This window comes from Glycomyces albidus, assembly GCF_009451885.1.
In the GTDB taxonomy this organism is placed as follows: Bacteria; Actinomycetota; Actinomycetes; order Mycobacteriales; family Micromonosporaceae; genus Glycomyces; species Glycomyces albidus.
In genome coordinates this window covers 1-24694 of record NZ_WIAO01000007.1, presented here as the reverse complement: position 1 = coordinate 24694, position 24694 = coordinate 1, and the positions used below count along the sequence as shown (strand labels likewise).

The following is a 24694-nucleotide window of genomic DNA, read 5'->3' as shown; positions in this document are numbered from 1 at the left end:
AATGGCGAATGGACGCGCTTTCGAGCATTGTCGCGTGTTCGTCCACATGTTAGTTTCAGTGGACCTTCTCCGTGCTCACCCCGAGGATTGCGAATGACCACGCACGCTTCCGTGAACGAACCCGTCGAACTCGAGCCCCCGGCGACCGCGGCGCCGCCGCCGCGCAGTCTCGCGGTGGTGCGGATCGCCCTTGGCTGGGTCTTCCTGTGGGCGTTCCTCGACAAGACCTTCGGCCTCGGCTTCGACACCCCGGCGGACCAGGGGTGGATCGACGGCGGCAGCCCGACCGCGGAGTTCTTCTCCGGCGGCGCCGGCGGGATGTACAGCGGCGCTTCGGGAGCGGCCTGGGCCGACTGGCTGTTCATGGCCGCGCAGGCGGGGCTCGGCTTCGGGCTGGTGCTCGGCGTCATGATGCGGATCGCGGCGTGCTGCGGGGCGGCGCTCATGGCGGCCCTGTGGTTCTCGATGCTGCCGATCGAGAACAATCCCGTCGTCGATCCGCACTTCGTGTACGCGACGATGCTGGTCGCGTTCGTGTTCACCGACGCGGGCGCCCGGTGGGGCCTGACCCGCCGGTGGCGGCGCCTCCGGCTCGTCCAGCGCTACCCCGTCCTCGGATAGCGGCGGCGGCGCCGCCCGTCGTCAGCGCGGTTCCGCCGCGGCGAGGAGGCGCCGTGCCGGCGGTTCGCCCGGCCGGTGGCCGGTCTCCTTGCACAGTTCCAGGGCCCGCCAAGCCGACGCCGTGGCGGCCTCCGGTCGTCCCATCGCGAGCTCGGCTTCTCCGATCCGGGTGTGCGCCTGTGCTTCCAGGAACCGGTACTCCCCCGCCTCGGCCGCTTCGAGCGCCTGCGCCGCCGCATCGCGGGCGCGCTCGGTGCGGCCGCTCCGCAGCAGCGCGCCCGCGCGCCCGACGAGGGCCTCGACGCGATGGAAGCCGGTGGCGTCCTGTTCGGTCATCGCGAGTGCCTGGTCGTACAGCGCGATCGCCGCCTCGTGTTCGCCTGCGGCGTCGTTCGCGGCCGCCAGGGTGACCGTCGCGTGGGTCCGGATCCGGTGGTCGGCCGCGTCGGTCCTGGTCTCCACCACGCGTCTCGACAGGTCCAGGGCGGCTGCGACATCGCCTTCGGCGAGCCGCAGCCGCGCGGTGGCCCCGTGAAGGTCGCCGGATTTGTCGTAGCCGGGTCCCGCGCGTTCGAGTTCGGCGGCCGCGGCGAGGCGGGCGGCGGCCTCCTCGGGCCTGCCGCGGAAGAGCTCGATCTCGGCCATGTGGATGAGCAGCACGGGTTTCGCCGAGTCGGCGCCGATGTCGCCGGCGACCTCCAGCGCCTGGTGGAAGAAGGAGACGCCGACGTCGAGGTCCCCGAGGAGGGCGTGCAGGATGCCGAGCCAGTGCAGATTCGTGCATTCGGCGTGCCGCTCGCCGACGGCCCGGTTGTCGCGGAGCGCGGCGTCGAGGTGGCGCAGTCCTTCGCGCATGCGTCCCCGGTAGAACGCCCCGGCGCCGAGGTTGAACTCGGCGGCCGCGGCGCCTGCGGTCCAGCCGCTCCGCCGGGCGTGCGCGGCGGCGGCGAGACCGTGCGCAGTGGACTCGCCGGTGCGGTTCGACCGGATCAGGGCGCAGGCCATGACGAGCTCGGCGGCGGCGAGACCGGACACGTCGCCGGCCGCTTCGGCCGCGGCGAGGGCCGCCCGCCCCAGGCGCAGCCCGTCACCGCCCAGCATGCCGAGCCACACATGCCCGCGGAGCATGTCGGCGAGCCGCCAGGCGGTCGCGTGCTTCCCGTCCCGGGCGGCGAACTCGACGGCCGCGACGAGGTTGCCCCATTCGGCTCTGAGCCAGTCGGCGGCCTCGGCGGCGGTCGTGAACGGCGCCTCGCCGGTGCCGCCGGGCCCGGGAAGGCTGACCTCCTCGGGGCACAGGAGCGACCTGCACGCGCGAGCGCCGCTGAGGTACCAGTCGAGGAGCCGCGTCGCGGCGGCGTCCCGATCCGGCTGCGGCTCTTCGAAGTACAGCAGCTCGGCGGCGTAGAGGCGGACGAGGTCGTGCAGCCGGTACCGGCCCGGGCGCCCGTGTTCGACCAGGTGGGCGTCGACGAGCCGGCGCAGCGCCTGGAGGGTCTCACCGCGCGCGCCGCCGTTGAGCGGGATGACGCTGTCCAAGGTGAAGTCCGGGCCCGGAGTCAGCGCGAGGCGGCGGAAGAGCCGCGCGGCGTCCGAGTCGAGGGCGCGGTACGACCACGAGAACACCGCGCGGAGGTCCGCGGCGGCCTCGTCCCCCGTGAGCGCGTCGAGGCGGGAGGTCTCCAGCTCGTCGGCGATGGCGGCGAGCGGATGGTCGGGACGGGTCGCCGCACGGGCGGCGGTGATCGCCAGCGCCAGCGCCAGTCCGGCGCACGCGGCGAGGATGCTCTCCACCGCTTCGGGTTCGGCACCGGGCCGCTCGTCGCCGAGCTGGCGGCGGAGCAGGTCGGCGGCCTCGGACGGGGTGAACGTGCCGAGTTCGACGATGCGCGCGCCGTGGGAGGCGGCGAGCCCCACGAGCCTGCTGCGGCTGATCACCACCGTGTGGACCAGCGGCGAGTTCGGCAGGAGCGGGCGGATCTGGGCCGCGTCCCGGGCGTTGTCGAGGATCAGCAGCCGGCGTTCACTACCGATGACGTTGTGGTAGAAGCCGATCTGGGCGGCGGCGTCGGCCGGGATCCGGCGCGATTCGACCCCGAGTGCGCCGAGGAGCTGCCGGACCGCTTCGGTCGGTGTCACGGCCGCGGCGTTCGGGGCGAACCCCCGCAGGTCGATGTAGAGCCTGCCGCCGGGGAACCGGTCCGCGGCCCGATGCGCCCAGTGGAGGGCGAGCACCGTCTTCCCGATCCCGCCCGGCCCGGCGAGGACGACGAACGGCGTGGCGGCCTGCACCGACTCGTCGAGGGCCGCGAGCGCGTCGCCGCGGCCGGTGAAGGCGGCGGTCCCGGTGGGGAGGGTGACCGGCGCGGACGGTCCCGGTGCCGCGGCGGCGTCGAGCGCGGGGTCCTCCCTGAGGATGGCGGTGTGCAGGTCGCGCAGGGACTTGCCGGGGTCCGTGCCGAGCTCGTCGGCAAGGCGGTCGCAGACCTCCGCGAACACGCGGAGCGCCTCGGGCCCGCGTCCGCTCCGGTACAGCGCGAGCATGTGCTGCTCGGCCAGGCGCTGGCGGTAGGGGTGCTCGGTCCGCAGCCGCTGGAGTTCGCTCACGAGCGACTCGTGCCGTCCGAGTTCCAGTCCGATGTCGACGCGTTCTTCGGTGAGGGTGAGCCGGAGGTCGTCGAGGCGCCGGGCCGCCTGCTCCAGCGCCCTGCCGGCGAGTCCGGCGAGCGAGGGCCCGCGCCATTCGGCGAGCGCGTCGCCGTATGCCGCTTCGGCTTCGACCAGCAGCCCGGCGGCGCGATGGCGGCGCGCTTCGGACGCGCTGCGCTCGCAGCGGAGCGCGTCGAGTTCGTCCGTCCCGATGCGCATGAGGTAGCCCGAGTCGGTCTTCTCGAGCCGGGCGCCGGCGGGTCCGAGCTGGCGGCGCAGCGCGACTGCGATGTTCTGCACCTGCCTGACGGCGGTGGTCGGCGGCCGGGTGCCCCAGAGGGCCTCGACGAGCCGGTCGACCGGGACGGTCCGGTTCGCCTCGTCGAGCAGGACGGCGAGGAGTCTGGGGTGGTGGCGGCCGCTGATCGCCGTCGGGCCGAGCGATGTGCGGACTTCGAGCGGACCGAGTATTCGGAAATCCAACATGGTCCGACCTCCTTAGCGATCCGATTCTATAAGGCGAGGACTCGTCGCCATCGCGGCTGCGACGACCCGCTGCGCACGGGTCGCTCGTGCCGTTTCCGTGCGGGTTCCGTACCGGGCGCCGCCAAGGTGAGCGGGAAGACCGCAGCGCGTCGATCGAGAAGGAGGGACCGCATGGACGCCGATGTCGTCGAATCCGGTGGCGTGCACAGGGGCGCCGGGGAGGGCCCCGATCGCGGGTTCCAGGCGATGCCGGCGCCCGGGAAGGCCGCCGTGGTCCTGATCTGGTCCCAGACCGGCCTGCTGGTCCTGTTGCTGGCGCTCGGCAGGTCGGGCGCCGCACCGGCGGAGATGGCGCTGCCGGACGACCTCGCGCTGTCGCTGCTCGCCGGGGCGTGGACGGTGCTGGGCGGCGCCTTCGTCTTCGCGCTGTCGTTCGCCCTGTTCTGGGGGAAGAACTGGGTTCGGATCACGCTCGCGGTCTACTACGCGCTGATGGTGGCGAGGTCGTCTGCTTCGATGATCGCGGAGGACCTGAGCGGATCGAACTTCCGGGACCTGGCGCTCGGTGCGATCATGGTGTGGCTGCTGCTGACCCCCGCCATGCGCGCCTGGTGCCGTTCACGTCCCCCGCGGCGTTCGCATCGCCGGTGAGCGCCGGGCGCTCGTCGGGATTCCGTATGCCTGAGCGGCACCGGATCCGCTCGCCCGCCGAGACCGTCTGCGCGGGCCACCGGCAACGGCCGGCCCTCGCTGTGGCCGAATAGGACCGTCCACTCGTTCACGCCCGCAGCCGGTTCGCGGTGCCGCCCGCGCCGCGAACCGGGTCCGCAACCTCTCACTGTCAAGGAGCCCCACATGAAGATCGCAGTCCTCGGCACCGGCATGGTCGGCCGGACCATGGCCGCCCGCCTCGCCGCCCTCGGCCACCAGGTCACGGTCGGCACCCGCGACCCCGACGCCACGGCGGCCCGCGCCACCGGCAGCGGTTCCTACCGCGACTGGGCCGAAGGGGCGGGCGTCCGAACGGCGACCTTCGCCGACGCCGCGGCCGCGGCCGAGATCGCCCTGAACGCCACCAGCGGCGCGTCCAGCCTCGGCGTGCTGACCCAGGCGGGCGCGGACAACCTCGCCGGCAAGGTCCTGATCGACATCGCCAACCCGCTCGACTTCCCCGACGGCGAACTGCCCACGCTGCGCTACTGCAACACCGACTCGCTCGGCGAACGCATCCAGCGCACCTTCCCCGAGACCCTTGTGGTCAAGACCCTGAACACGCTCACCGCCGACCTCATGGCCCGCCCCGGAACACTGCCCGAGCCCGGCACCGTGTTCCTCTCCGGCGACGACGCCGGAGCCAAGACCACCGTGACCGGCCTGCTCCACGAACTCGGCCACACCGACGTCATCGACCTCGGCGACATCACCACCGCCCGCGGCGCCGAGATGCTCCTGCCCGTCTGGCTCCGGATCATGGGCGCGCTCGGCACCGCCGCGTTCAACTTCAAGATCGTGCGCTGACGGCCCCGGTCGCAGGCCGGGCCGTCGCTGACCTGTCGGCCCGGTTTTCACGCCCGGCAGGTCGGCGACGCCGAATGCGGCCCCTCGACCGCCCGCCGCAGCGCGCCGCCGTCCACGGTGTCGCTGGCCCGGGGACGCCCGAGTTCCTGACGTTCCGCGCGGCGGCGCTGCGCACCGGATCGACGCCCGGTTCGGTGCTACCGCCGCTTCAGGCCCATTCCAGCATCCCGAATTCGCCGGTCCCGGTCTGCGCCGGGTCGTCGAGGCGCTCGGCGACATCGGCGAGCATGGGCCCGGTTCCGGCCCAAGCCGTCGGAATGTAGCCGTCCTCGGCGAGCCATTCCATGATGCAGCCGCGCCGATCACCGTCGCGGAGGTCGACCACGAGCACGTCTCCGCCACTGTCCCGACAGATCGGGACAGTGGCGGTGCAGAACCCGAACGTCGGCTCCCCGGCCACCGCGGCATGCGCACCTGCTGCGCCGCAGCATGATTCGTCGGCGAACCGCGAGAGACTTGCGAACTGCTCGCGGACTTCGGCTACCGGCAACGGCCGGTAGAACGGGGGAATCGGGGACCAGACGCGGTAGTCGGCGTCGGCTATGCCGTCCATGAGCCTCCACCAGTCGAGCAGATCGGCCGGCAAAGGACGGTCCACCGCGTCTCGGGTGCGGCCGATCTCGGCCTTCCCCGCGCTCGGACGGATCGCCGCCGCGGTCGACGGCGCGTGCCGCGCCGTCCAGTCGGCGATCCGCCGCCACGATTCCTCAACCGGGATGTCCATGACCGCCGACGATACCGGGTTCGGCGAGCTTGCCGTATGCGCTCACCCAGGGCAGCCGGGCCTCCGCGCGTTCATTGCGCGCGGCACTGCCCGCGACCGTACCGACCGGGGCCGCCCGTCCGGCTGCGGGCGAGCAGCCGGCGCCGACCCCCGCAGTCCGCGAACTCATGACGGCTCAACGGCTTCCGGGGGCGGCCACCGCTCAGCGCTTGCCCGCGTGGGATTCCAGGTAGGCGCGGATGGCGGCGGGATCGTCGGCGCCGGCCCAGCCGATGTAGGCGTCGGGGCGGATCACCTTCGCGGTGCCGTCAGGGGCGGCCGACGCGGCGTCGGCGACGAAGCGGTCCGCGAAGGGCTCAGCGCTGTCGAGGACGACGAATCGGCCGCCCCGCAGGGCCTCGTAGAGGCGGCCGCCGTCGGCGAGCGCGATGTCGTTGGCGCGGTGGCCGACGAGGGCGTCCTCGTTCTTGTCGTGCCCGTAGTGGAACCCGACCCCGGAGATGACGCCCATGGCCCTGGCCTCGATGGGCTTGATGTGCATGGCCGCGCCGAACGCGAGCCCGCCGATGGCGGCCTTGATCTTCGAGCGCTCGGCGGCGAGGCGGATCATGGTGCCGCTGGAGCGCAGCACCATCTTGCCGACGGGGTGGCGCTCGGCGTGATAGGTGTCGAGCAGGGCCGGGTCGGCTCCTCTGAGGACGGCCGCGAGCTTCCACGCGAGGTTGGCCGCGTCCTGGAGGCCCGTGTTCATGCCCTGGCCGCCGGCGGGCGAGTGGCAGTGCGCGGCGTCGCCGGCGAGGAACACGTCGCCGTCGCGGTATGAGGGGACCTGGCGCTCGTCGGAGTGGAAGCGCGAGACCCAGCGCGGCTCGTACATGCCGAAGTCGGAGCCGAAGACCAGGCGGGTGGCCTGCTTGATCTCGTCGAGGTCGATCGGATCGTCGTCGTTCCTCTGCTCGGCGGAGTTCCAGGCGAAGATCCGCCAGTAGTCGTCGCCGAACGACGCGATGAAGCAGAACGCGCCGTTGATGCCGTGGATCGCAGGGCTTTCGGCGGGCGGTTCGGCCAGTTTCACGTCGGCGAGCATGATCGACTTCAGGACCGCCTCGCCCGGGTAGGGCATGCCGATCGCCTCGCGCACTGCGGACTTCACGCCGTCCGCGCCGACGACGTACGTGGCGGTGTACTCCCCGGCGGCGGTGCTGAGCGTGACCCGCCCGTCGCCGCGCTCGAGTCCGGTCACCCTGTGGTCGTACCGGATCTCGGCCCCCGCCTCGAGCGCGCGCCGCCGCAGGACCTCCTCCACGGTGTACTGCGGGGTCATCAGGAGGTACGGAAAACGCGTCTCCAGGTCGGCGAGGTTGAGGGTGACCCGGTTGAACAGACGGATGCCGGGCAGCTTCGCACCGCCGTACGCGAGGAGCGCGTCGGCGATGCCGCGCGCGTCGAACTCCTCCATGGTGCGAGCGTGGACGCCGAAGGCCCGGGAGAGGTTCGAGAGGTCGGCGCTCCGGCCTTCGAGGACGAGGACGTCGACGCCGGCTTCGGCGAGGTCGCCGGCCAAGAGCAGCCCGGTCGGACCCGCTCCGACGACGATGACGTCCGCTTGCTGGTGTTCGGACATGGGGAGCTCCTTAGCAGTGTTCGAGCGGATGGTCCGCATGCCACCCGAGCGTAGTGACGGCGCCTCCGTTTCCCAAGGGACGCAATAAGTTTCGGTCGACTGGTCCGCAAACTCCGAGCACAGAGGGCGTCGGCCGGCCCGGCGGAGCGGGCGCGTGCGGCCCGGCGTTGGGTCGGTCGACCTATGCGGGAGCCGCGAACACCGGTCATGCTGCCGAAGCGGATCGGCCCCCGTGCTCCTTGAGTTCGGCGCCGTGGCAACCGAAATCATCCCTCGACGGCGCGTCCGTACTCGGCGATCAGGCGGGCGTCCTGGCGGCCGCGTTCGCCGCGGGGCGCCGCTCACCCCGCCCCTCCAGGGCGCGGCATTCCGGCCCTTGCACAGGTGCTCGGCCGGACCGGCTGGATCGCCTTCGGCCGCAGGCGACTCGTCCTCCTCACCCAGGAGCGCCGCGGCTCAGGCGAGAGGACGAGCCGGCCTCACTCGCCGGCCACGAGCGCGCCCAGCTCGGCACGAGAGGCCACCCCGAGCTTCGGGAACGCCTTGTAGAGATGGTGCGCGACCGTGCGCGGACTGAGGAACAGCTGCGCCCCGATGTCGCGGTTGGTCGCGCCCGTGACCGCCAAGCGCACCACCGCAAGCTCCTGGGCCGTGAGCGAGGCCAGCGGGTCGCCTGCGGCCCGGCCGGGGACGGCGACCCCCGCGGCGCGCAGCTCGCCGGCGGCCCGCGCCGCCCATGGGGCGGCCCCCAGTCGGTCGAACGCCTCGACGGCGGCCTCCAGCTGCTGCCGGGCCTCGGCGCGGCGGCGCTCGCGGCGAAGCCACTCGCCGTACGCCAGCCGGGTCCGCGCCAGGTCGAACGGCTGCTCGTGCAGCAGGTGCAGTTCCAGCGCCCGCGCGAACTCCGCCTCGGCGCGCTCGTCGTCCCCGGTCAGCGCGCGGACCCGGTGCAGGACGGCGAGGGCCCCGCTCTTGCCGGTCGACTTCGCCCACGTCGCGTAGCGATCCACAAGGGACGACGCGCGCTCGGGCTCGCCGGTCTTCACCGCCGACTCGATGTAGTCGGGCCAGGCGAACCGCCACACGAACGCGTGGCGGCACGGCCCGGCGACCGCCCGGTCGATGCGGTCGAGCACTCCCGCGTACCGGCCGGCGCCCAGATCGAGCATCGCGCCGGCGTACTCGGCCCAGCAGCGGCTCGGCATCCACGCCAGGTCGTCCGCGCTGCGCATCGCCTCGGCCGACAGCGCCGCATGCGATTCCTCGTCGCCGGCGACCGCCGCGAGCCAGGCGTGGATTCCGGCGAGGTAGCCGCGCCACACCGGCTGGTCCATGTCGGCCGCCAGGTCGAGCCCTTCGGCCGTCGCGGCGCGCGCGGCCGGATGCCGCCCGCCCGCGAGCCGCGCGATCGCGAGAGTGGTCAAGGCCTCTGGGATGCGGCCGAGCCGCCCCTCGGTCCGGCACTCGCCCACGAGCGCTTCGGCTTCGCGCTCCATCGCGTCGAAGTCGGCCTGGACCAGCAGGTGCATCCCCACCAGCGGCCGCAGATCGGCCGGCGTCCGCTGCGACGACGCGGGGAACGACGTCGTGACCCTCGTGCCCCCGCCCAGGATCGAGCAGAAGTCGCGGACGATCGCCTCGGGCGCCTCCATCGGCTCGGCCCCCCGGGGCGTCAACGCCTCGATGCGGCGGGCCGTCTCGGCCTGCTCGGGATGCGCGGCGCTGGTCCACGCGTAGTACGCCGCGAGCCCGAGAAACGACAGCCGCTCCAGGTCGGTCTTGCTCATCTTGATGTGGCTCAAGAGGATTCGCGCCGCCTCCAACGGCTTCCCCGACTCGAACGCCAAGCGGGCCCGGACCCGGGCGAGATCGGCGGCCACCGTGTCGTCCGGCCCCGCCGGACCAGCGGCGCCCGTCGCCCGGCCGACCAGCTCCGCGGCCCGGTCGCGCAGGCCCGCCTCGGCGGCGCTCAAGGCGGCGGCGGTGTACCGCCGCGCGGCGTCGGCGGGACCCGGCGAGAGCTCCGCCGCCCTGGCGTACGCCGCCGAGACCGCCGCCTGGCCGCCGCGCTGGCGCGCGCGCTGCGCGAGCCGCTCGAGCTCCGTCGCCACCTGCTCGTCGGCGCCGAGCGCGACTGCGGACAGGTGCCACGCCCGCCGGTCGTCGTCCACAGCCTCGGCCAGTGCGCGGTGTGCGGCCAGCCGCGCGCTGATGTCGCACGTCAACGGGACTGCGGCCCGCACCAGCGGGTGGCGGAAGACGACGCCGTCGCCGCCGATGCGGACGAGGCCCGCGTGCTCGGCCGGCGCCGCTTCGGCGAGGGCGACGCCGAGCCGCTCCCCGGCCTGGACGAGGACATCCAGGTCGCCGCGGTCGTCGAGCGCGGCCGCCAGGAGCCACAGGCGGGCGCCCTCGGGCAGCGCGGCGATCCGCTCGCTGAAGCCCGCGAGCACCCGGTTCGTCACCGGCTCCGCGGCCGACATCGAGAACGCCAGTGGCGCAAGCGATCCCGACCGCTGGTCGGCAGAGAGCATCCGCGGGAGCTCGATGAGCGCGAGCGGATTGCCCTGCGCCTCGGCGGCCAGCTGGGCGCGGACCGCCGGAGGCAGCGTCCCCGAGTGCTCGGCGAGCAGTCCTTCGGCCGCCGCCCGATCGAGCCTCGCCACCGGCAGCTCGTCCAGCCCCGGCGGGGTGAACGCACTGCCGCTGCGGGCCGCGAAGAGCACGGCAACGGGCTCGGCGTAGAGGCGCCGCGCGGCGAACAAGAGCGCGTCGGCCGACTCGCCGTCGAGCCACTGCGCGTCGTCCACGAGGCAGACCAGCGGGCGCCGGGACGCGAGCTCGACGAGCAGGTTCAGCGTGGCGAGCCCGACGAGAAACCGGTCGCCGCCGGCGCTCACACCGACCCCGAGCGCGCCGCGCAACGCTTCGACCTGCTGAGGCGGAAGGGCCTCGGCGTGGGCCATGATCGGACGCAGGAGCGCGTGCAGCGCCGCGAACGGCAGCTCCGCCTCCGACTCCACACCCGTCGTCCGGAGCACCTGCGCCCCGTCGTATTCGGCGCGCTCGGCGGCGTAGTCCAGGAGCGCCGACTTCCCGATGCCCGGCTCTCCGCGGAGGACCAGCGTGCCGGGCCGTCCGTCGAGCACGTCGCGAAGCGTCTGGTCGATCGCGGTCTGCTCCGCCCGCCGGCCGTACAGCATGTGCCACTCCAAGGAATCCGAGCGCTCCGGCGCCGTCCGCGCCCTGTCGACATCATAGGCAGTGACTGTCAACTGACAGTGACTGCCATACTGCATCCGTTACGCCGCAAGGAAATCGGTGAGGAGCCGTATGACCGGGCCCGGGCAGTCCTCGTGCACATTGTGTCCGCACCCCTCCAAGACCTCGGCGGTGGCTTCGGGGATCCGCTCGGCCAGGCCCTGCGCCTGCGTCGACGGGATCCACGAGTCCGCTGCACCCCAGACGATCAAGGTCGGCGCCTGCACGTCCGCCAGTCGCTCGTGCGTCTCGTCGAAGTCCAGGCCCCGGGCCAGCGCGACGAACGCGTCCCGCTGCTCCGGGCGCGAGAACCAGGCCGCGATGAAGTCGGTGGCGCCGAGGAGGAGCACGAGCGCGGCCGCGGTCGCAGCGGACAGGGGGGACCTGCGGTGAGCGGTCATGGCACTCCGTTCTACAGATGGAGCAATGTTCTACAACTGGAGAGATCTTCTCTACAAATGTAGATAAGCTCGCGTCGTGCGTCCAGACCCCATGGCACAATTGCGGCCATGCCCACAGACCGGCGCACCCAGCTGCTCGACACCGCGATCGCGGTCATCGCCGAGCACGGCCTCCGCGGCCTCACCCACCGCGCGGTCCAGGACGCGGCCGGCCTGCCCCACGGCTCGGTCACCTACTACTTCAGAACCCGGTACGAGCTCCTCCTCGCCGTCGTCGAGCGCATCACCGAAGTCGACCGCGAACGCGCCCTCCCCGCCGTGAACCGCGCCGTGCGCGCGCTCGCCGCCGACCGCGACCGGCCCGACCCCGCCGGCATCGCCGCGATGCTGCGCGGGTGGTGGACCGATAGCCGCCAACTCCTGCTGGCCCGCTTCGAACTCGAGCTCGCCGGCGCTCGCGACCCGGCGGTGCGCGAGGCCATGGCCCGCTGCGGCACCGAGTTCCGCGACCTCGCCGAACTCGTCGCGGTCCAGGCCGGCTCGGCCGACCCCGCGTTCGACGCCCGGGTCATCGCCGCCCTCGTCGACGGGCTCATGTTCGACTTCGTCACCCGCGGCGGCCTCTCGGCGGCCCACCTCGAGGAAGGCGTCCGCCGCGCCCTCGACCTGCCGAGGTGAAGCATGGAGCACGCAGCCCTGGAATGCCTCGCCGCCGGCACCGTGCCGATCGGCTTTCGATTCGCGCGCACGACTTGCGGTATCCCAGTTGGCGGATCGCCTGCCTGGTACTCCAGCCGCACGTCCCGTTGCAGCGAGAACGGCGCGGAGGCACCGAGCCGGCTCAGCGGTGAATACGCTGCATGCGGCCCTCGCCCTGGCGAGGGCCGCATGCAGCGGTGTGTGGCCGGAGATTGCTCAGGTGCGGGCGGTGTGATCCGGTTTGGGCATGAATGCGAGCGCGATGGCAAGCGCCGCAATGCAGAAGCCCGCCGCGGTGAGGAAGGCGTCATGGCCGGCCTGCGCCTGGACGGCTAGGATTCCGGCGGTTCCGGTGGCGTCCGCGAGTTCGTCCGTCATGCCGTTGTAGGCGATGGTGGCGATGACGGCGAGGCCGAGTGCCCCACCGGCTTCCTGACTGGTGTTGATGAGCCCGGCCCCCAGCCCGGCGTCGGCGTCGTCGAGGCCGGTGAACGCGGCGATCTGCAGCGTCACGTAGCACAGGCCGCAGCCGAGGCCCAGCAGCAGGAACGCCGGGAGCAGGTCGGTCCAGTAGGTGCCGCCGACCGGCGCCCGCCACATCAGCAGCAGACCCGCAGTGGTGGTGGCGAGTCCGGCGGCCAGGATCGTTCGGGCGCTGAACCTCGCGGTCATGCCGGAGGCGATGCCGGCGCCGGCGCCGACCATGACGGCCAGTGGGACGTAAGCGAATCCGGCTTCCATGGGTGAGTAGCCGTAGACCTTCTGCATGAACACGGCGACGAAGAAGAACATCGCGGTGAAGCAGCCGAAGACCAGGACCGCGGCGAGGTTGGCGGTGCGCATGGTGCCGAGGCGGAAGACGCGCAGCGGCATGATCGGTGCGGCGGCGCGCGCCTCGATCGCGACGAAGGCGGCCAGCAGCACCGCCGCACCCGCGAGCCCGCCGATGGTGCGGGCATCGCTCCAGCCCCAGCGCGTGGCCTCGCCGAGGACGAAGATCAGCAGCAGGAGCCCGGCGGTGAGGGTCGCGGCTCCGGCGGAGTCGAAGCGGACCCGTGCGCCTTCGGCGCGGCTCTCGGGAACGAGCCGGGGCGCCAGGACCGCGGCGGCGATGCCGACGGGAGCGTTGAGCCAGAACAGCCAGGCCCAACCGGGTCCGTCGGTGAGCGCGCCGCCGACGATGACCCCGACGATGGAGGCGATCCCGGCCAGCGAGCCCCACACACCGAGTGCCTTGTTGCGCTCGGGCCCTTCGGGGAAGGCGTTGGTGAGGATCGCCAGGGCGGCCGGGGCGATGAGTGCGGCCCCGAGCCCTTGGACGGCCCGGGCGGCGATGAGTGTCGCCCCGTCGGGCGCGAAGCCGGCGCCGATCGAGGCGGCGGCGAAGATCCAGAAGCCGGCTTGCAGGACGCGGCGGCGGCCCGACCGGTCGGCCAGGCGGCCGCCCAGGAGCAGGAATCCGCCGAGGACGGTGGCATAGGCGGTCACGATGTAGCCGAGGCTGACATCGGACATGCCCAGATCGGTTTGGATCGAAGGGAGCGCGAGGTTGACCCCGGAGACGGCGAGGAAGACCATGAACTGGGCCGCGCTGACGAAGGCGAGCACGGTTCCGGGCCGGTATCGGGTCTGCTCGGGGGAGCGTGGACGGTCGAGTGCGGTCATGTCAGGACTCCTCTCCCCCGAGGCCGGCGGCGGCGCCGGCGATGGCGGCGGCGAAGCGGCCGCGCTCGGGGGCGTCGAAGGCGAACGCCGCCAGGCTGCGGGTGTAGCCGATCGCGATGCCGTGCAGCGGGTCCGCGATGCCGTCCGCACCGGCCGAACCGGTGTGGCCGAAGGCCCGCGCGCTCAGGAACGGGTGGATGAGGCCCTTGGCTTCGAAGCCGAGCGCGAACGGGGACCCGTCGCCGGTGACGAGGTTGGTCCCGGTGGAGTGGATCGTGGTGAACTCGGTGAGCGTTTCGGGCTTCAGCAGCGGGGCGCGGCCGTCGACCTCGCCGATCGTCGCGGCGTACAGCTTGGCGATGCCTCGGGCCGAGGCGACGCCGCCGGCGGAGGCCGGGCCCGTGGCGCGGACGATCCGTGCGTTCGGGAAGGTCATCACGGTCTCGGGCGTGAAGCCGCGTTCCCCGAGGTTGTACCCTATGCCGGCGATGCCGTCCGGGTTCGGCGAGTAGGCGGCGAAGGCGGCCTCCTGCTCGGGTGTGGCCGTCCACGGCCGGATGTCGCGGTAGCGCGGTTCGAGCTCCTCGGGGAGGCCGAGGTGGAAGTCGAGGTCGTACGGCTCGCGGACGCGTTCGGCGTAGACCTCTTGGATGGTCTGCCCGGTCGTGCGGCGGACGACCTCGTTGAGCAGCGCGCCGACGGTGAACCCGGCGTAGCCGTGGGCGGTGCCCGGCCGCCACAGCGGCGCTTCCGCAGCGAGGCGGTCCGCGACCAGGCGCTCGTCGACCAGCTCTTCGACGGTGAAGCCGCCGGGGATGCCGATGACGCCGCTGCGGTGGCTCATGACGTCGCGGACGGTGATGGCGGCCTTGCCGGCCCGGCCGAACTCCGGCCAGTACCGGGCGACGGGCAGGTCGAGGTCGACCAGGCCGTCTTGGACCAGCAGCGCCGTCACCAGGGTGGTGGCGCCCTTGGTGACCGAGTGGACGCCGGTGAGGGTGTCGGGGCCGGTGCCGTCGCCGGCCCACAGGTCGACGACCAGGCGTCCATGGTGGTAGGCGGCGAGCTGCGAGCCCGTCTGGCCGTCGGTCTCGGTGACGAAGGCGGCGAACTCGTCGCGGACGGACTCGAAGCCGGTCGCGACGGTTCCTTCGATGCGGGTGGTGTTCATGGGTTTCCTTTCAGGGTGCTGTTGATGTCGGCCGGGCGAGGGGCCCGCTCGGAGGGCGGGCCCCGCGGATGTCACCGGTTCACTCGCGCCACTGCTGCTCCGGGGGCAGGCCGGGGGCGGGGAGGCCGATCAGGGCCAGGGGCACGAAGAAGCCGACCTGGCCGATGACGCCGGCGAGGGTCATCAGGGCCGCTTCGTCGTAGTGCTTCGCGGCTTCGGCGTACAAGGCGTCGGAGACGTGCCGGTCGGACACTTCCGGGGCGTAGACGGCATCGACGAGCGCGAGCGCCGCCCGCTCGGCATCGGTGAGCTGCGTGGCGTGCTTCCAGTCCGCGACTGCGGCGATGCGCTCCTCGGTCTCACCGGCGGCGCGGAGGAGGCCGGTGTGGAGCGCGGTCAGGTAGTCGCTTCCGAAAAGCTGCCCGACACGCAGCTGCACCATGGAGACCGTCGGTCGCGGCAGCGACCCGTTCGCGGCGATGCCGCGCATCACCGCACCGGACTCGACGATGGCGGGATTGAGGACGGCGGGGTTCGGAAAACGCGGAGTGGTGCTCATGTCGGTCCCTCTCTGGGTGGTGGTCGTCGTGATTCACCCGCATGACGGATCCGACGTCGCAGACGTGACCGCCGACGGCCGAGAGCTTGATGAGACCTGCGTCATTGAGCAGGCGGATCGAATTCCTGCACGAGACCGACGGCCGCCGCCAGTGACGCCGCGGCGAACACTCCTCAGCTGCAAGCGTTCTGACATTCCGAGTCCTCGATCGCGCGACTCGACCCGGGGTGTGAACACCCATGGCAAGACAACGAGCGGCCGGAAGCGCGGACCGACCATGGTCGGTGACCGCGACCGGACCTCGGCCTCGAACGGGCCGGTGAGGCCGGGCACGATCGGCGCGGATCGCGAAACAATCGCGGCCGCGCGGGCGTTGCGCGGCATATGAGGACTCCGCACCCCCTCCGGCTCTCACTGCTCGACCGCGCCGTGATCGCCGAGGGCGAGACGCCCGCCGAGACCCTGCGCGACGTCGTCGCCAATGCCGAGCAGGCCGAGGAACTGGGCTTCCACCGCTACTGGGTGGCCGAGCACCACAGCGTGCCCGGCATCGCCGGTTCGGCGCCCACCGTCCTGGCGGCGGCCGTCGCCGCAGCGACCTCGCGGATCCGGGTCGGCACCGGCGGCGTCATGCTGCCCAACCACCGCCCGCTGGTGGTCGCCGAGCAGTTCGGCGTCCTCGAGTCGCTCTTCGAAGGCCGCATCGACATGGGCCTCGGACGCACCCTCGGCTTCGTCCCGGCCGTACGAGCCGCGCTCGGCCACGACCTGGACGAGGCAGACCGCTTCGACGAACTCCTGACCGAACTCCTCGGCTACTTCACCGGCGAGCAGGATGCTCACCCGGGCGTGCACGCCCGACCCGGCGAAGGGCTGCGCCCCGACCCCTTCGTCCTCGCGGTGGGCTCGGGCGGCGAGTACGCCGCGAGGCACGGTGTAGGCCTGGTCATCGCCCCGTCCAACGGACTCGAGGGGACCCGCGCCAAGATCGACGCCTACCGGCACGACTTCCGGCCCTCCGCATGGCGGTCCGAGCCGTACGTCGTGGTGGCGCAGAGCGTCGCCGTCGCCGAAACCCGCGAGGCGGCCGAGGACCTGCTCCTGCCCGAGTACTGGTCGACCGCGTTGTCCCGCACCAAAGGCGAGTTCCGGCCGCTGCGACCAGCCGACGAGATCAGGGCGGTCGAGAAGACCGGCCGCGAGTCCGAGCACCTCGAGCAGGCGCTGGCGGGCGCGATCTACGGCACCGCCGACGAGGTGGCGCCGCGCCTGGCCGACCTGGTCGAGGCCACCGGCGCGGACGAACTCCTCATCGGCACCTCATCCTATGACCGCAAGGCCCTTTTTGACTCCCACCGCCGCCTCGCCGAACTCGCCGGCCTCCCACGCCCCTAGCAGGCGAGGCACTCGGCCGGCTCAAGACGCTTTTGTGGCCGGCGATGGGGCCGGTGCGGCAGACCGGTACCCGCCCCCGACTGAGTAGGGTCCGGCTCCAAATCGAGACATGGAGAAGGGAGGCGCGCGGGGCGCCTCCCTCCACTGGGGTCAGCTGACGGTGATGTTGGAGCTGCCGGTGGACTGATAGCCCTCGGTCGCCATGATCATGTAGTAGCTGAAAGCGCCCAGGTTCATCCCGGCGCGCGCCCACGCGTCGAAGTGCGCACCGGTGTTGATGGTGCCGCTGCTGCGGAGGTTCTGGCGGACGCTCCAGTACTGCGCGAACGTCTTCGTGCCCTCGACCGAAGGCGCGTTGTAGCGCATGGAGTGCCCGAGGGTGTAGTTGCTGCCGTCGATGTAGGCGGTGCCGCGGTTCGTGGCGCCGCTGCTGGGGTTGTAGGGGCCGTGCGATTCGACGATGTAGTACTCGACGAGCGGGTTGGAGGTCCAACCGTAGAGGGCGAGGTAGCCGTTGCTGCCGTGGAGAACCCAGCCGTTGTAGTTCACCGTCCGGCGCCCGCCGTTGGCCCAGCCCTTGCCGCCGACCCAGTTGTTGGCGCCGTTCCACTGGGAGCTGTAGTTCCCGCCCGAGCCGAGGGTCATCGAGGCCCGGCCCGGGCTGTCGGTCCAGAACGAGTAGTAGTAGCCGTTGTGGGTGCCGGTCGCGTTCTGCGTCAGCGTCTGCGCGTTCGCGGCGCCCGGCACGACGAGCGCCGACGCCGCACCGAGGGCGAGCGCCCCGCCGCCGAGCAAGAGTCCCCTGCGGCTGAACGGGCTTGAGAGTTCCTTCTGGGGCTGTGCCTCAGACATGCGTCCTCCAAATCGCATTGAAAAGTATGGATTTACGAAGTATGCGCATGGCATCGAGGCTCGTCAATAAGTTTCGAAGAACTTTCGGAACTTTCTCCGGAAGTTTCGGCCCGCATCGCCCGCAGCCGCCGCACCGAGCGGGTCGGACCCGAGGAGCCGGCCCACCTCGACAACAGAAAGCTCAGGAACATCCCGACGGCGGCGGCCACTGCGTGGCGGGCCGGACCCCGGCGGCGCAACGGCCACCCCTCGACTCCGCTGCGTCAAACACAAGTCCGGCCCTCATACGCGTTTTCCAAGGTTTACCGTGGTTCGCCGGGCGATCCATCTAGCACCGGACAGGTAATCCTCGACCGATGGGACACAAGCGAGGACGTCCGCATCGTCTGATCGGGCGGCACTTTCGGTGATCGCACTACTGGTTCGGCGCTCAGTCCCCCGAGGCGCCCTGGGCGCGGACGGCGAGCTCCTCCCATGCCGCCCACTCCTGGAGTCGGCGTTCGTAGATCCCGGTGACGATGCCGGCGGCGAGCGCACCGAAGAGCACGCGGAGCGGCGGTTCGGGGGCGTCGACGACCTCCAGTAGTGCGCGGGCTGCCGCTGCGGGGTCGCCGGGGGCCTGGCCGCCGCGTCGGGCGGCGGCCGCGGCGCGCATCGGGTCGTAGGCCGGGTGCGGCGTACTCCGTCGGGCCGAGGGGCCGGCCCAGTCGGTGGCGAAGCCGCCGGGCTCGACGAGTGTGACGTGTACGCCGAACGGCTCGACCTCGACCGACAGCGACTCGCTGAGCGCTTCGAGCGCCCACTTCGACGCGTGGTAGGCGCCGAGATTCGCGAAGGCGCCGACGCCGCCGATCGAGGAGATCTGCACAATGTGGCCGCATCGGCGCTCGCGCATCGCCGGCAGCGCGGCCCGGGTGACGCGGAGGGCGCCGAAGACGTTGGTCTCCAACTGGTCGCGCAGCTCGGCGTCGGTGAGTTCCTCCACGGCGCCGAAGTGGCCGTATCCGGCGTTGTTGACCAAGATGTCGATAGAGCCCAGGCGCGCTTCGGCCTCGGCGACCCGTTCCGGGACGGACGCGGCGTCGGTGACGTCGAGAGGCAGGACGAGCAGGCCCGGATGCCGGTCGCGGAGGTCCTCGAGCGCCAAGATGTCGCGTACGGCGGCGGCGACGCGGTCCCCGCGTTCGAGGGCCGCCTCGGCGAAGGCGCGCCCGAGTCCTTTCGACGCGCCGGTGATCAGCCAGGTTTTCATGTCGATGCTCCTTGCAGCGGTGGGAGGAATGCGCGACGCCTGTCGAACTCGACAGGCCGCGCGGGAAGGCGCGCTCGCCGGAACGGCGCAGGCCGTGGCGTCAAACTTCGCACGGTCCCCGCCACCGGAGAAGGCAGCGGCTCCCCTGGGAGTCCCGCACCCAGGCTCGCGCGGCCGAACGGCACTAGCATGGGTCGCATGGTTGAGAACCGGCTCGGCGACTACCTGCGCGCCCGCCGCGGGCAGGTCGGCCCCGACCAAGTGGGCCTTCCCGTTTACGGAGCCAGGCGTGTCCCCGGCCTGCGCCGCGAGGAGGTCGCCGTGCTCGCGAAGGTCAGCGTCGACTACTACGTCCGGCTGGAGCAGGGCCGCGAACGGCATCCCTCAGCGAACGTCCTCGACTCGCTGAGCCGGGCGCTGCACCTGGACGACGACGCCCGGCTGCACCTGTTCCGGATCGCGGGGCTCAGCCCGCGCCCGCGCCGCCCGGGCCCCGAGCGGATCGACCCGCAGTTGCTGCGGCTCATGGACATGTGGCCGGACAACCCCGCGATCGTGCTCGGCCGCGCCTACGACGTCCTCGCCGGCAACCGATTGGCGTATGCGCTGTTCGACGGCTTCCAGCACGGCCCGAACCTGCTGGTGAAGCTATTCCTCGACCCGGCCGCGCGGTCCTTCTACCCTGACTGGGAGCAGGTCGCCTCGTACACCGTCGCCGGATTCCGGGTCCTGCACGGGATGTTCTCCGACGACCCGCGCATCGCCGAAGTATTGCGGCTCATGCTGGCCCGGAGCCCGGAGTTCGCAGTGATCTGGGAACGTCACGACGCCCGCGGCGAGCGCCTGCAGCGCAAGACCTTCACGCACCCCGAAGTCGGCGCGATCACGCTCGACATCAACGCCTTCGACGTGAAGTCCGCGCCCGGCCAGGAACTGATCGTCTACCACGCCGAGCCCGATACCGCGAGCGCTGAGGCGCTCGCCCTGCTGGGCACCCTCGCAGCCACCCGACGCCTCGGGCAGGAGGCGTTACCGCCCGCTGCCGAAGCGTCACCAGATGGAGGCCACACGACCAACCTGGGAGTGCGGGCTCCAGCGGTCTCGGAAGCAGGAGGCCGGTTGCCGGGTCCGCAGCTCGCGGTCAGCCGAGTATGGGTGCGAGGAAGGCGGCGTCAGGGGGATGTCGGCTCAGCGCGCTCGAGCAGACCGTGCATCCTCATCCAGCTCACGAAGGAGTCGAACCAGTCGGTGCTGGTCGTCTCCTTCGGATACATACCGAACCCGTGCCCGCCCTGCTCGTAGAAGTGGAGCTCCACGGGCCGCCCGGCAGCGCGCCAGCTTTCGACAAGGGGGAACCCGCTCGGGTCCATCAGCCCATCGTCTGCGGCAAGTGCGATGAACAGCGGCGGCGCGTCCTCGGGTACCTCGAACGCCGCGAGCGGACCGTAGATATCGCCGATGAACGCCGGGTTCGCATCCTCACCGACAAGGGCGGTGGCGACGGTGAGCATGGCACCGGCGGAGAAGCCGAGCATGCCGACGCGCTCGGGATCGATCGCCCACTCGGTCGCTCGGCTGCGCACGAGCGCGAACGCTGCGCGGGCGTCGGCGATCTGAGGGTCCAGGGCGCGGAGCGCGGTGGCCGGGTCATGCCTGTGCGATGGGCGCGGTCCGGCCAGCATCACCCTGATCGCCGCAGCGAAGTCGTCAAGACCCTCCGGGGTCGGCTTGAGCCGGTACTTCAGCACGAAGGCGGCGACGCCGCGGTGCGCGAGCGCTCGCGCAACGTCCCAGCCCTCGTTCTCCATGGACAGGGACATGAATCCTCCGCCAGGAGCCACGATCACGGCGGTGCCCGTGGCCTTGGCCGGATCCGGCAGGAAAGGGGTGAGCGTGGCGGTGCTGACGTTGCGAGCGAACATGCTGCCGTACTCGCTGTGCCATGCCTCTGGTGCCGAAGCCTCCGGCAGCTGCCCCGTTCCGAGCTCGATCGCGTCGGGCTGGGCGGGGATCTCGATCGGCGTCATCCCGTGCTGCTCGGTCGCCGCGGGCGCGTCGCTGGTGGCCGAGGTCGTGGTCATTAGCTCTCCGTTCGGGCGATGCGCCAAGCGACGCGATGTCCGTGCTCGGCGTTGAGCTTAGCCGACAAGCTCCGTTAGTGACCAATCTCTCGGTCGTCACACCGCCACGTGCGATCGCACGGTCGACGCCCTGCCGCCGGATGTCCACAGTGCAGTGATTCGGGAAGGAACAGATCAGACCTGCGGCGCATCATCACGGAGTGTGATGGTATGTGCGCCTTGGTTGATTTGGGCTGATTCTTTGAGGCAACTTTGAGTTCACCGGAAGTTCAGTTAGAGCTACTCGGGCTTCACTCGTGTCGTTCCCAAGCGACCAAGGAGCGCCTATGAGTGAAGACGCCGGCCACCTGCGCCGCACTGCGAGCGCACTGCACTCGTTCAACCGGTTCGAAATCAAGTACCTGCTCTCCTATCAAGACGTGCCCCGGCTGCGGGAGGTCCTGCGCTCGCGCATGGAGGCCGACCCGTTCACCGTCAGGGGCGGCTACCCGGTGAGCAGCCTGTACTACGACTCGCCTTCGCTGCGGTACTACTGGGAGAAGATCGAGGGCCTGCGGTTCCGCCGCAAGCTGCGGATCCGCAACTACGGCGAGCGGCACGAGCTCACGGACGAGTCGCCCGTGTTCATCGAGATCAAGCAGCGGGTCAACCGTGTCACCCAGAAGCGGCGCGTGAAGGTGCCGTACCGGCTGGCGCGCAGGCTCTGCGACGAGGCGGTCCTCATCGACCACGCACCGGAGCAGCGCCCGTTCCTGGAGGAGGTGCTCAGCCTGATCGAAGGGCACGGCCTGCGGCCGACCGCGATCACCTCCTACAGCAGGGAGGCGTACCTCGGTTCGGACGCCGACCTCGGTCTGCGGGTCACCATCGACCACCGGGTGCGAGGGCGCGATCGCGACTTCCACCTGGGCGCCGAGGTCGAGAACCGGCTCATCATCCCGCCGCAGAAGGCGATCGTCGAGGTCAAGGCGAACGAGCGGGTCCCGTACTGGGTCACCGACACCGCCGCCCGGCTCGGAATGGGAGTGGTGCGGGTGTCCAAGTACTGCCAGAGCATCGAGGCGTTCGGCAAGGCACCGCGCTCGGTCTTCCACGTGCCCGTCGAGGAGGACTACGCCGTGCACTCCAAACCCGAGCACAGCGAGACCGCCCGGGTTCCCTAGCGCCGGTGAGCGCCCGACCTCTCTTCTTCAACGGCCCAACGCGAGGGCGATGCGCCCTCGCCTCAATGGAAAGCAACCTGCTTCAATGGATTTCCTGACCAACCTCAGCGACAACACCGGCGAGTTCAGCTACCTGGACATCGCGCTGGCACTGTCGCTGTCGTTCCTGCTGAGCTGCGTCATCGGCATCGTCTATCGCAAGACCCACCGCAACGTCTCCTACTCCCAGTCCTATGTGCAGACCATGATCGTCATGGGCGTGATCATCGCGATGATCATGCTCATCATCGGCTCCAACGTCGCCCGCGCGTTCGCGCTCGTCGGCGCCCTGTCGATCATCCGTTTCCGCAACGCGCTCAAAGAGACCCGCGACGTCGGGTACATCTTCCTGGTCATGGGCGTGGGCATGGCCTGCGGCACCGGCTTCTACACCCTCGCAGTCATCGCCACCGTCGTCATCTGCCTGGCGCTGCTGATCATGCACCGCTTCAACTGGTTCCACCACAACGTGCAGCGGCAGGTCGTCAAGGCCCAGGTGCCGGCGCATGAGGACCTCTCCGGCGACATCGACGACGTCCTCATCCGCCACACCGACGAGTACGAGCAGGTGAGCATCGAGACCATACGGGGCGGGGCGCTGACCGAGATGACCTACACCGTCAAGCTCAAGCGGGGCAAGACCTCCGCCGACCTGCTCGCGGCGCTGCGCGACGTCACGCAGGGCCAGCAGGTCACGGTGCTGACCGGCTACGACCAGACGGACCTGTAGCGGTGGGGGCCAAGGGCATGAGGAAGCTGCACCACCGGATCCCGGCGAGTCTGCGGCACTACTGGAGGCTCATCGCCGGCTCGGTCGGGCTCCTCCTGGTGCTGGCCCTCGTCATCGGCACCGTCCGGGTCTCGGCCCTGGCCTACTCCGACTCCAACGAGGGGTTCGCAGTGAGCTACGACATCGAGGGCACCGTGGACCTGTTCGACACCTCGGTCGCGCACGAGATCAGCCTGGAGTACGACGAGGACGACTACCAAGAGATGATCGCGATCTTCCAGGACTCCGGCGAGAAGGAGTGGATCAAGGCCGACATCACGATCGACGGCACCACCATCCACGACGTCGGCATCCGGCTGAAGGGCAACTCGACGCTCTCCTCGCTCGGCGGCGGCATCTCGATGGGCGGCATGGGCGAGGGCATGGAAGGTCGCGAAGGCATGGAGATACCCGAAGGGATGGAGATGCCCGAGGGTGCCGGCGAGGACGGCGGGATGCAGATGCCCGGCGGCGGCGGCATGGGCGGCATGGCCGACCTGAGCTTCGACGAACCCGAGGGGCTCCCCTGGCTGGTCGACTTCTCGAAGTTCGTGGAGGGGCAGGTGTACCAGGGCAACCAGCAGATCAGCTTCCGCGTCGACTCCGGGCTGAGCGGGTCCACGCTCCACGAGGCGGTCTCGATGGAACTGGTCGAGGCCAGCGGCGAGGCGAGCTACGGCTGGACCTACTCGACCATGTCCGTCAACGGCTCCGAGGCCGTCACCCGCCGGGTCGTGGACGTCATGGACACCACGTGGGCCACCGAGGAGTACGGCGCGAACGCCGGCGTCCTCTACAAGGCCCGCGCGGGCGGCCAATTCGCCTACCAGGGCGAGGACCCCGACGACTACGAGGACGACTTCAAGCAGGTCAACATGGAGGGCAACGACGAACTGCAGTACCTCGTCGACTTCCTCAAGTGGCTCGACGGAGCCGACGACGCGACCTTCGAGGAGGAACTGGGCGAGTGGGTCGACGTCGACTCGTTCGCCAACTACGCCGCGCTGCAGAACCTGCTCACCAACGGCGACGACATGTCAGGGCCGGGCAGCAACTACTACCTCTGGTACGACTACGACACCGGCTTGATCAGCGTCATCACCTGGGACCTGGACTTGACGCTCTCCGACGCCACGCTCGCCCCGGGCGACACGCCTTCGATGATGGGCGGCGGCATGGGAGGAGAAGGCGGCTTCCCCGGCGGCGGCGAGATGCCCGAGGGCATGGAAATGCCTGAAGGCATGGAAATGCCTGAAGGCATGGAAATGCCTGAAGGCATGGAGATGCCCGAGGGCATGGAGATGCCCGAGGGCGGGGGCGGCTTCGGCGGCATGAGCGGCGGAGCCGGGGAATTCAAGACCCGGTTCATCGAGGCGTTCCATGACGAGTACACGACGGCGTACAGCGAGCTGTACGAGCAGCTGTACGCCTCCGGGACCGCGCTCGAAGCGGTCGACGAAGCCGCGGCCGCGGCCGCCCTGAGCGGTGCCGCGGGCACCGCTGAGGCCGCCGAGTCGCTCAAGGCGGTCATCCAGGAGCGCACTGAGTTCCTCGCGGCAGAACTCGGCGCCGGCTAGATGTGATGTTCGGGGAGGTTGTTCAGTCGGGTGATCGGTGGCTGGCCTCCGATGGCGGAGTGGGCTCGGTGGTGATTGTAGAAGTGGAGCCAGCCCGGCAGGGCTTGCCTGCGCTCGGTTTCTGAGGT

19 protein-coding genes and 2 pseudogenes are annotated in these 24694 nt (G+C 71.1%); 9 read left to right on the top strand and 12 right to left on the bottom strand.

Features of this window, described 5'->3' with window-relative positions:
* The first annotated feature begins 93 nt into the window (after nucleotides 1-93).
* A complete protein-coding gene (locus GFD30_RS07945) occupies nucleotides 94-621 on the top strand; it encodes a DoxX family membrane protein (protein ID WP_153024662.1) in 528 nt (175 codons plus the stop codon).
* A gap of 21 nt (nucleotides 622-642) precedes the next feature.
* On the opposite strand, the gene GFD30_RS07940 is transcribed toward GFD30_RS07945, so the two are convergent.
* On the bottom strand, nucleotides 643-3756 hold the full coding sequence (locus tag GFD30_RS07940) for an AfsR/SARP family transcriptional regulator (protein WP_153024661.1): 3114 nt from the start codon (nucleotides 3754-3756) through the stop codon (nucleotides 643-645).
* A 171-nt stretch (nucleotides 3757-3927) separates the two neighbouring features.
* On the opposite strand from GFD30_RS07940, the gene GFD30_RS07935 reads away from it, so the two are divergent.
* Both GFD30_RS07935 and GFD30_RS07930 read left to right on the top strand, forming a co-directional pair.
* Nucleotides 3928-4407 carry a hypothetical protein gene (locus tag GFD30_RS07935; protein WP_153024660.1) on the top strand — a complete coding sequence of 160 codons (480 nt, stop codon included), beginning with the start codon at nucleotides 3928-3930 and terminating at the stop codon, nucleotides 4405-4407.
* A gap of 204 nt (nucleotides 4408-4611) precedes the next feature.
* On the top strand, nucleotides 4612-5274 hold the full coding sequence (locus tag GFD30_RS07930; RefSeq protein WP_153024659.1) for an NADPH-dependent F420 reductase: 663 nt from the start codon (nucleotides 4612-4614) through the stop codon (nucleotides 5272-5274).
* A gap of 208 nt (nucleotides 5275-5482) precedes the next feature.
* On the opposite strand, the gene GFD30_RS07925 is transcribed toward GFD30_RS07930, so the two are convergent.
* The 4 genes from GFD30_RS07925 to GFD30_RS07910 form a co-directional block, all read right to left on the bottom strand.
* Complete coding sequence (locus GFD30_RS07925) at nucleotides 5483-6058, bottom strand: SMI1/KNR4 family protein (RefSeq protein WP_153024658.1); 576 nt, start codon at nucleotides 6056-6058, stop codon at nucleotides 5483-5485.
* Between the two features lie 202 nt (nucleotides 6059-6260).
* Nucleotides 6261-7682 carry an FAD-dependent monooxygenase gene (locus GFD30_RS07920; protein WP_153024657.1) on the bottom strand — a complete coding sequence of 474 codons (1422 nt, stop codon included), beginning with the start codon at nucleotides 7680-7682 and terminating at the stop codon, nucleotides 6261-6263.
* A gap of 479 nt (nucleotides 7683-8161) precedes the next feature.
* Nucleotides 8162-10885 carry an ATP-binding protein gene (locus GFD30_RS07915; protein ID WP_194201889.1) on the bottom strand — a complete coding sequence of 908 codons (2724 nt, stop codon included), beginning with the start codon at nucleotides 10883-10885 and terminating at the stop codon, nucleotides 8162-8164.
* Between the two features lie 99 nt (nucleotides 10886-10984).
* A complete protein-coding gene (locus GFD30_RS07910) occupies nucleotides 10985-11344 on the bottom strand; it encodes an alpha/beta fold hydrolase (protein WP_153024655.1) in 360 nt (119 codons plus the stop codon).
* Nucleotides 11345-11452: 108 nt separating this feature from the next.
* On the opposite strand from GFD30_RS07910, the gene GFD30_RS07905 reads away from it, so the two are divergent.
* Nucleotides 11453-12022 (top strand): TetR/AcrR family transcriptional regulator, encoded by a 570-nt coding sequence (locus tag GFD30_RS07905; RefSeq protein ID WP_153024654.1) that lies wholly within the window; start codon nucleotides 11453-11455, stop codon nucleotides 12020-12022.
* 237 nt (nucleotides 12023-12259) lie between these two features.
* Here GFD30_RS07905 and GFD30_RS07900 read toward each other — a convergent pair whose 3' ends face one another.
* The 3 genes from GFD30_RS07900 to GFD30_RS07890 form a co-directional block, all read right to left on the bottom strand.
* Nucleotides 12260-13708, bottom strand: a complete 1449-nt coding sequence (locus GFD30_RS07900; protein WP_153024653.1) for an MFS transporter — start codon at nucleotides 13706-13708, stop codon at nucleotides 12260-12262.
* Between the two features lies 1 nt (nucleotide 13709).
* Nucleotides 13710-14879, bottom strand: a complete 1170-nt coding sequence (locus GFD30_RS07895; RefSeq protein WP_153024652.1) for a serine hydrolase domain-containing protein — start codon at nucleotides 14877-14879, stop codon at nucleotides 13710-13712.
* 79 nt (nucleotides 14880-14958) lie between these two features.
* Nucleotides 14959-15438, bottom strand: a complete 480-nt coding sequence (locus GFD30_RS07890) for a carboxymuconolactone decarboxylase family protein (protein ID WP_153024651.1) — start codon at nucleotides 15436-15438, stop codon at nucleotides 14959-14961.
* A 384-nt stretch (nucleotides 15439-15822) separates the two neighbouring features.
* Between GFD30_RS07890 and GFD30_RS07885 the strand changes: the two genes are divergently transcribed.
* Nucleotides 15823-16833, top strand: coding sequence for an MsnO8 family LLM class oxidoreductase (locus tag GFD30_RS07885; protein WP_153024650.1), 1011 nt, complete (start codon nucleotides 15823-15825; stop codon nucleotides 16831-16833).
* Nucleotides 16834-16983: 150 nt separating this feature from the next.
* On the opposite strand, the gene GFD30_RS07880 is transcribed toward GFD30_RS07885, so the two are convergent.
* Complete coding sequence (locus tag GFD30_RS07880) at nucleotides 16984-17685, bottom strand: glycoside hydrolase family 11 protein (RefSeq protein ID WP_153024649.1); 702 nt, start codon at nucleotides 17683-17685, stop codon at nucleotides 16984-16986.
* 430 nt (nucleotides 17686-18115) lie between these two features.
* Nucleotides 18116-18943: an oxidoreductase gene (locus tag GFD30_RS07875; RefSeq protein ID WP_407648998.1), complete on the bottom strand. Its 828-nt coding sequence runs from the start codon at nucleotides 18941-18943 to the stop codon at nucleotides 18116-18118.
* 192 nt (nucleotides 18944-19135) lie between these two features.
* Between GFD30_RS07875 and GFD30_RS07870 the strand changes: the two are divergent.
* Nucleotides 19136-19948, top strand: a pseudogene (locus GFD30_RS07870) (helix-turn-helix transcriptional regulator); the annotation flags it as partial.
* A gap of 161 nt (nucleotides 19949-20109) precedes the next feature.
* On the opposite strand, the gene GFD30_RS26780 reads toward GFD30_RS07870, so the two are convergent.
* Entirely contained in the window at nucleotides 20110-21018 is a 909-nt protein-coding gene (locus tag GFD30_RS26780; RefSeq protein WP_153024646.1) for an alpha/beta hydrolase, read from the bottom strand.
* A gap of 326 nt (nucleotides 21019-21344) precedes the next feature.
* Here GFD30_RS26780 and GFD30_RS07860 point away from each other — a divergent pair, with 326 nt between their 5' ends.
* The 3 genes from GFD30_RS07860 to GFD30_RS07850 all read left to right on the top strand — a co-directional run bounded on the left by GFD30_RS07860 (nucleotide 21345) and on the right by GFD30_RS07850 (nucleotide 24566).
* Nucleotides 21345-22181 (top strand): polyphosphate polymerase domain-containing protein, encoded by an 837-nt coding sequence (locus GFD30_RS07860; protein ID WP_153024645.1) that lies wholly within the window; start codon nucleotides 21345-21347, stop codon nucleotides 22179-22181.
* 85 nt (nucleotides 22182-22266) lie between these two features.
* Nucleotides 22267-22950, top strand: coding sequence for a DUF4956 domain-containing protein (locus GFD30_RS07855; RefSeq protein WP_153024644.1), 684 nt, complete (start codon nucleotides 22267-22269; stop codon nucleotides 22948-22950).
* A 17-nt stretch (nucleotides 22951-22967) separates the two neighbouring features.
* The gene (locus GFD30_RS07850; RefSeq protein WP_153024643.1) at nucleotides 22968-24566 is read left to right on the top strand and encodes a CotH kinase family protein; all 1599 of its coding nucleotides are present in this window, start codon (nucleotides 22968-22970) and stop codon (nucleotides 24564-24566) included.
* Here GFD30_RS07850 and GFD30_RS07845 read toward each other — a convergent pair.
* Nucleotides 24563-24694: pseudogene (locus GFD30_RS07845) on the bottom strand (integrase core domain-containing protein); the annotation flags it as partial. The gene GFD30_RS07850 and the pseudogene GFD30_RS07845 overlap by 4 nt on opposite strands.